The sequence below is a fragment of the Streptomyces flavidovirens DSM 40150 genome, from assembly GCF_000429085.1.
GTDB classification, from domain to species: Bacteria; Actinomycetota; Actinomycetes; order Streptomycetales; family Streptomycetaceae; genus Streptomyces; species Streptomyces flavidovirens.
The window spans coordinates 1-6,081 of the sequence record NZ_AUBE01000048.1 but is presented as its reverse complement, the minus strand read 5'-3'; the positions used below and the strand labels follow the sequence as shown (position 1 = coordinate 6,081).

The following is a 6,081-nucleotide window of genomic DNA, read 5'->3' as shown; positions in this document are numbered from 1 at the left end:
CCCCGATCGAACCGTCAATTCTGTCTCTCAGCAAACCAGCAACACACCAGGCCAGCCAGCACCCAGCACACCAACAAGCCCCCCTTCCAGCGTCAGCCGGGCAGCGCGAGGCCCCGGCGCGCCGAGATGCGCGACCTCGAAGCCTCCTGCCGGTCGAGTTGATCAGACGTCTGGCTGCTGCTGGGTGGCGCAGTGGATGCCGCCGCCGCCCTCTGCGACGGTGTTGATCTCCACCGGGACCACCTTCCGGCCCGGGTGGAGGTCGCCGATGATCGACACGGCGTTCCGGTCGGCCTTCCGGTCGCCGAAGCGCGGGACGATCACGGCGTCGTTGACGACGTAGAAGTTGGCGTACGAGCCGAGGAAGTCCGGGCCGCGGCGGCCGAGTGCGGACGGGTCCGGTTCGGGCAGGTCGATGATCTCTGGTGTCCGGCCCCGGGCGTTGGCCGCCGTCTTCAACACGCCACGGGCCTGGTCGTACGCGCGGCTCCAGACGTCCGGCCCGTTCGCCGGGTGCGGCCGGCTGAGCAGGACGGTGCCGTCCTCGGCGAAGCGGGCCAGGGCGTCTACGTGGTAGTCGGTGATGTCCTGCCCCCGTACGCCCTTGAACCAGATCACGACGGAGACCCCGAGGAGTTCCTTCAACGCCTTTTCGATCTCGTCCCGTGACCGGCCTGGGTTGCGGTTGGGGTTGACCAGCGAGCTTTCGGTGACCATCAGCGTTCCGTGGCCGTCGACCTCCAGCGAGCCCCCCTCGGCGGTGATCGGCGCGTCGAGGCGGGGCAGGCCCTCGCGGGCCAGGACGGTACGGGCGACCTTCTCGTCGCGCCGGTGCTCCTGCTTGCCGCCCCAGCCGTTGAAGTGGAAGTCGATCCCTTCCAGGCTTCCCCCTGGACCCATGACGAGCGTGGGCCCGGTGTCCCGCACCCACAGGTCGTCCACCGCGACGGGCACGACCTCCACACCCGACCCGCAGGCCCGCCGGGCCCTCTTCACCTCCTCGGGGGCGGCCAGCAGCACCACGGGTTCGAACCCGGCGATCACGCGGGCGACCCGGGCGATGTCGCCCTGGGCCTCCTCCGCCCAGTCCGCCCACTGCGAGTCCGCCGGCGGCCAGGCCATGAAGGTGCGCGCGTGCCGCTGAGCCTCCGACGGCATGCGCCGCGCGGCGGCGTTTTCCCGCCCGGGCCCGCACGCCGCCACCGCCGCGGCGAGTGCCGCGGCCGCCCCGGACCTGAGCAGCGTGCGGCGTTTCGGTGTGTCCATGGTCGGCCTCTCAGCGTCGGAAGACTCCTGGCTGAAATTTCAGTCAGGAAAGACGGTAGCATCGAGGCATGTCCGATCGCCGTACCGCCATCTTGGAAGCAGCCGCCCGCGTCATCGCCCAGCGCGGCATCCGGGGCCTGCGCGTGGAAGAGCTCGCCGAGGAAGCAGGGGTTTCCACCTCGCTGCTCTACTACCACTTCCGGGACCGGGCCGGTGTGCTGGCCCACACGCTGGAGTTCATCAACACCCGGGCCGAGCGCTACACGGACCCCGCCGCCGACCCCGACACCGACCCGCGCGGGCACTTGGAGGAGATGCTGCTGTTGGAGCTCCAGGACGCCCCGGCCGTCGTCGAGAACAGCACCGCCTGGGGCGAACTGCGCTCCACCGCCGTCTTCCAGCCCGAGCTGCGCGACCAGCTCCGCACCACCACGGCCCGCTGGACCGACTACGCGAGCGACCTCGTCCGCCGCGCCCAGTTCGCCGACACCGTCCCCCGGGAGGTGTCCGCGGACGACGCCGCCGAACGCCTCACCGCCCTCGTCGAGGGCTTGAGCAAACGCTGGCTCAGCGGCTCCCTCACCCTCGACCGCGCCCGCGACCTGCTGCGCGGCGCCCTCACCACCGAACTCGGCGAGCCACCTTACGGGACGGGTTGAGCCTCCGCCGCCGACTGCGGCAGCCGGGGGGGGGCGGGCCAGGCCGGGTTCCACCGCCAGGCCGTCCACGCGGCGGCGTCGGCGAACGGGCCGGAGCGCTCGGCGAGCATCGCGAGGACATGGTCGCGGGCGGAATCCACGGCCTGGTGCTCGGTGTCGGTGGCGATGCCGAGGCGCCGCACGTGCGCGTACTCTCAGAGTAAGCCGGGGCGCGGTGGCAAGGTCGCCCCTGCTCCGTTTCCCCGGACTTCTCTCCGAACCCGCCGTGCGCCTCTCGGCGCAACGGGCTCTCCACGGCATCTGCCGTCAGGCCGGTTGTGTCCATGGGTTGGGGTATCTTGTTGCCTCGGTAGCGGTACCGGGTGACCGGGAGATCCGCAATCCTTCGCAACTTAGCGTCGCCCGACGTGATCGGCTGCCACACCCCGGAGGGAGTGATCAGCCGTCGTCGGACGTCTCCGAAACTCCAGTTGTGCCACGAGCGCAGCATGCGCACGACTCTCCACCAGGTGAACGCGTCCACCATGGAGAAGACCCGTTTCGCGATCGCGTACTTGAAGTATTCGGCCCATCCGTGCGTGATCATGTTGAGCCTGGTCAGCACGTACTCCCTGTCTTGTTGCGACAACCTGTGGGTCATGGCCCGCACCTTCGACTTCACCGAGCGCACAGCGCGCCTGGAAATGTCTGTGTAGACGTACCACTTGTCCGTACCTCGTTTGCGGCGCCCCTGGATGCGGAACCCCAGGAAGTCGAACCCCTCGCTCAGGTGCACGATGCGGACAACTGCGGATTGAAGGGTTGTCGATACAGTTCATTGCACGGCAGGCCACGCCTGCCGCGTTCACGGAGGACACCCAGCAGCGTTTCGGCACTCTGCATTTCGCATACCTCCCAAGTCTTGAGTGTCCGATCACCTGGCCCCCTTCGCTCGATGCAGACGGCTTTCCCGTCCTCCTTGACCGGTCGTTACTCCGGCGACTACTACGGGGCCTCCGTCGCCATGGGAAGATCTCCTCCCGTAGGCGATCCCATGTTCGTCCTTGTCGTACGTTCTAGCGTGGTGTAGGTGCCCCACTCATTCCCTTGAATGCCCTCGCTGGGCATCGCTCCGCACTCCGGAAGGTGCGTCGGCCATTCCATCAAGTCGTCGCAGGATGCGGCGTCGGTTACGGGCAGCTCTCCGACGGATTCGACCTTCAATCTCCTGGGAATTGGGATTCAGGCAATCCAGCTTTCACCGTGTCACGCGGGTCCCTCGACGCGTCCGCCTCTACTGCCTGAGAGCGACTGTCGATTTCCTGGCATGCTCTGGTCCCGTCACCCTTTCCGGATCGGGTAAGCCATCAAACCCAAGAATCTCCTTCCGAATTCATCCCGACTGAGTCGGGGATACGACAAGGCGCCTCATGCCGCACTGCAAGCGGTCGCTGACCTGCATGGCATCGGGGGCGCCGGCCGCAATGCCCTGCCGGTATGTGAGGGAGCCGTCGCGGCAGGCGACTTCGACACCAGGGTGCTCGCGGAGCCACCGGCTGAGCTGTTCGGCGTCGCGTCCTTCCCAGAGGGTGAGCGGGAGTCGGGTGGTGGCGTCGACGAGGAGGGTGCCGTAGGTGTCGCCGTAAAGCGCGAAGTCGTCCACCCCCAGCACCCGAGGTGTCTCCAGTGGCGGAAGAGGCACCCGCATCAGCTGAGACAGGACGGTGCACCGCGAGAGCTTGATGCTCAAGATCCGCAGCATGCGAGAACCGCCCCGGCCCGCCAGCGCCACACCGACCGCCTCCACCAGGCGCTGCAATTGTGGTGTGCGCCGCTGGTAGCGCACGGTCAGCCCCGGTACTTGCTCGGCGACGGCCCTCTTCGGGCAGGTCGCGTTTTCGCAGTACAGGCGACGTACGGACAACTCGATACGCAGAGGCCGGCCTCCGAGAGTGACATCGGCGAGGTGTCGTGCGTAGCGGCTGTGGCACCACGCGCTGAACCGACCGCATCCCGTACATCTCGCAGGAACACCAGACCTCGTGCGGGCGCGGACGGCCACGACAGCACCGGAGACCTCGGCTGAGACCACCAGCACATTAGCCAACTGCGGTAACAGCCCTGCCAGTTCAAAAGAGCACAGGCAGAGGCTGCCCGCTATTCGGACCGGCCGACCGTGTCACCGAGATGATCTCCGGCTACGAAAATCTTGCCAGAGCCACGTCCACTTGTACGCCGACACCAGCAGCCGTCTGCCGTGAACGGTCAGACGGGCGTTGCGGTGGGACACGAAGACCTCCGTGCGGTGCAGTCCTCTCGTGGGTCGTGGCGAGCTGACGGATGCAGCGTGGGGAACGGATAGCGCCTCTCTTGCCGGGTGTTCATGGTCGTGGCGGCCGTGGCGGGATCATCGGCAGGTGATCAACGGGGGTTGTGGCGGTTGCGGACGGGTGCTCCATGGCGTGACCTGCCGGAACGTTATGGGTCATGGAGAGCTGATGGTCTATGAGCAGTTCGCCCGCTGGGAGGAGGACGGGACCTGGGCCTGGCTGCTGGACCAGGCCCAGGTCCGCAACGACTCCGTCGGGGCCGTGGAGTGGACGGCGTCGGTCGACTCCACGATCAACTGAGCTCACCAGCACGCCGCCGGCGCCCCGCAAAAAAAGGGGCAGCGGCGGGGGACGAACTGGAAGATCCGGCACGCGCGGCGGCTGGCGCTGGGCCGGCCCTGCGGCGGGCTGACCACCAAGGTCCACCTCGCCTGCGACGGCCGGGGCCTGCCTCTGGCCGTCGTCGTCACGCCCGGCAACGTCAACGATTCCACCGCCTTCGACACGGTTCTGGACGGGCTGCTGGATCCCCAGACTCCGGGCCGACGGGCGTCGCGGAATACGTTGTTCTCCGACATGCTGGTGCGAACCGGGACGCGACTGTCTGAGCAGGTCCACGTCACCGTCCCGGAGATTTCGCTGCCGTCGGTGCTGCCGGGCGTGATCGCCAAGTACTTCTCCGCCCGCTTGATCTACCTGCCCGGCACGTTGGTACGGAAGGCGGCTTTCTACAGCACGGTAGACCGGGCGGCAGTGTTGGCCGAGGCCCGGGCGGTATATCCGCGTTTGCCGTCCGCTGGTGATCGCTGATCTGTCCCGGCCGGATGTGGTGCACACCGTTGGTAAGGCCGGGCGGCGGCTGAAGCGGCACCAGCTAAACGACGTCCAGCGGCGCCAGTTGATGATGGAGACCGAGGACGAAGTGGAGCCGGCGATGCTCTGGCTGGGCGAGCACGGCATGCCGATGATGGCGTCGGGCTGGAAGACGGTCCTCAGAACAGCCAACCAGCGCTGTTCCCGGCTCGGCGTCAGCCTGGCGGTCCACGCGCATCTGCTGCTGCACACCTTCGCGGGCACATCGCCCAACTTGCGGAGATTGATCGCCCTGAGCGAGCGCAACGTCGAGTCGGTCAAGGAGCTGGGTGCTCGCCACAGGCTTCTGGAGGGTAAGGCGGTCGAGGTCGAGCTGAGTCAAGCGCCGTCGTGGCCAGGGGGAGGTGGTTCGCGACGGCCACCTGGGAGATCGGCGCCGAGGGACGCGAACTGCACATCCCCGGTGGGCTCCATCTGTTGCTGCACCGCCTGACGGCCCGGTCGCGGTCGTTCACCGGGGTAGATCAGCCGCTGACGATTTGGGCGACCGGCAACCGCCGGGGAGTCGGGGTGGCCCGGGCGATCACCACGGGCCGTTGGTGAAGTCGCTGGCACCGGGCTTGCTCAGCCCCGTTGACTAGAACCGGGGTCGGAGCCACCAAGCGTTGGTCGACGCACCACCTGGCACCCAGCCGCCCTTGCTGCAGTCACGGCAAGCGGCTTCGCACGAGCATGGAAGCTCGGCGGACCAGGGAGATGGGCGGGCATCTGCCGTCCGCGGCCCCTCGAGCACCTTCCCGGTGCTGTTCAAGGACTATCTGCGAGGCGACTTCACGGTCCGCGAATGGGCGGACGACGTCATCGGCCTCGGTCCAGGACCGCAGGCGCGGCCTGCACGTCACCCCACTGCAGCCGATCGTCTCGGTTTGCGCATCCGCCCAGGTCACACTCTGACCAAAAGACGTCGACGACCCCGCGCAGAGCCGCACAGTCATCCGCTGGCAGCCGACCTGGATACCGCTGACGCTGCAGCG

The 6,081-nt window shown here is 67.8% G+C and carries 6 protein-coding genes and 3 pseudogenes; 4 read left to right on the top strand and 5 right to left on the bottom strand.

Annotation, left to right across the window (positions count from 1 at the left end; all coding sequences use genetic code 11):
- Window positions 1-162: 162 nt before the first annotated feature.
- On the bottom strand, window positions 163-1,266 hold the full coding sequence (locus G412_RS0130720) for an agmatine deiminase family protein (protein ID WP_028815375.1): 1,104 nt from the start codon (window positions 1,264-1,266) through the stop codon (window positions 163-165).
- A 68-nt stretch (window positions 1,267-1,334) separates the two neighbouring features.
- Between G412_RS0130720 and G412_RS0130715 the strand changes: the two genes are divergently transcribed.
- Window positions 1,335-1,925, top strand: a complete 591-nt coding sequence (locus G412_RS0130715) for a TetR/AcrR family transcriptional regulator (protein WP_028815374.1) — start codon at window positions 1,335-1,337, stop codon at window positions 1,923-1,925.
- Here the strand turns inward: G412_RS0130715 and G412_RS39995 are convergent.
- The 4 genes and pseudogenes from G412_RS39995 to G412_RS36860 all read right to left on the bottom strand — a co-directional run bounded on the left by G412_RS39995 (window position 1,910) and on the right by G412_RS36860 (window position 3,966).
- Window positions 1,910-2,107 carry a hypothetical protein gene (locus G412_RS39995; protein WP_028815373.1) on the bottom strand — a complete coding sequence of 66 codons (198 nt, stop codon included), beginning with the start codon at window positions 2,105-2,107 and terminating at the stop codon, window positions 1,910-1,912. The genes G412_RS0130715 and G412_RS39995 overlap by 16 nt on opposite strands.
- Before the next feature lie 323 nt (window positions 2,108-2,430).
- Window positions 2,431-2,565, bottom strand: a pseudogene (locus G412_RS41300) (group II intron maturase-specific domain-containing protein); the annotation flags it as partial.
- A gap of 143 nt (window positions 2,566-2,708) precedes the next feature.
- Window positions 2,709-2,807 (bottom strand): annotated as a pseudogene (locus tag G412_RS41675) (reverse transcriptase/maturase family protein); the annotation flags it as partial.
- Window positions 2,808-3,297: 490 nt separating this feature from the next.
- A complete protein-coding gene (locus G412_RS36860; protein WP_279626792.1) occupies window positions 3,298-3,966 on the bottom strand; it encodes a transposase family protein in 669 nt (222 codons plus the stop codon).
- A gap of 256 nt (window positions 3,967-4,222) precedes the next feature.
- Here G412_RS36860 and G412_RS38815 point away from each other — a divergent pair.
- The 3 genes and pseudogenes from G412_RS38815 to G412_RS0130690 all read left to right on the top strand — a co-directional run.
- A pseudogene (locus G412_RS38815) lies at window positions 4,223-4,792 on the top strand (IS5 family transposase); the annotation flags it as partial.
- An 18-nt stretch (window positions 4,793-4,810) separates the two neighbouring features.
- A complete protein-coding gene (locus tag G412_RS40380; protein WP_167546506.1) occupies window positions 4,811-5,044 on the top strand; it encodes a hypothetical protein in 234 nt (77 codons plus the stop codon).
- Window positions 5,034-5,540, top strand: coding sequence for a hypothetical protein (locus G412_RS0130690; protein ID WP_028815371.1), 507 nt, complete (start codon window positions 5,034-5,036; stop codon window positions 5,538-5,540). The genes G412_RS40380 and G412_RS0130690 overlap by 11 nt, the downstream gene beginning before the upstream one ends.
- The last annotated feature ends 541 nt before the right edge of the window (window positions 5,541-6,081 follow it).

What these genes read in the sequence shown, in the direction of transcription:
- G412_RS0130720 (WP_028815375.1), bottom strand. Translation starts at nt 1,266, where the DNA reads ATGGACACACCGAAACGCCGCACGCTGCTCAGGTCCGGGGCGGCCGCG.
- G412_RS0130715 (WP_028815374.1), top strand. Translation starts at nt 1,335, where the DNA reads ATGTCCGATCGCCGTACCGCCATCTTGGAAGCAGCCGCCCGCGTCATC.
- G412_RS40380 (WP_167546506.1), top strand. Translation starts at nt 4,811, where the DNA reads ATGCTGGTGCGAACCGGGACGCGACTGTCTGAGCAGGTCCACGTCACC.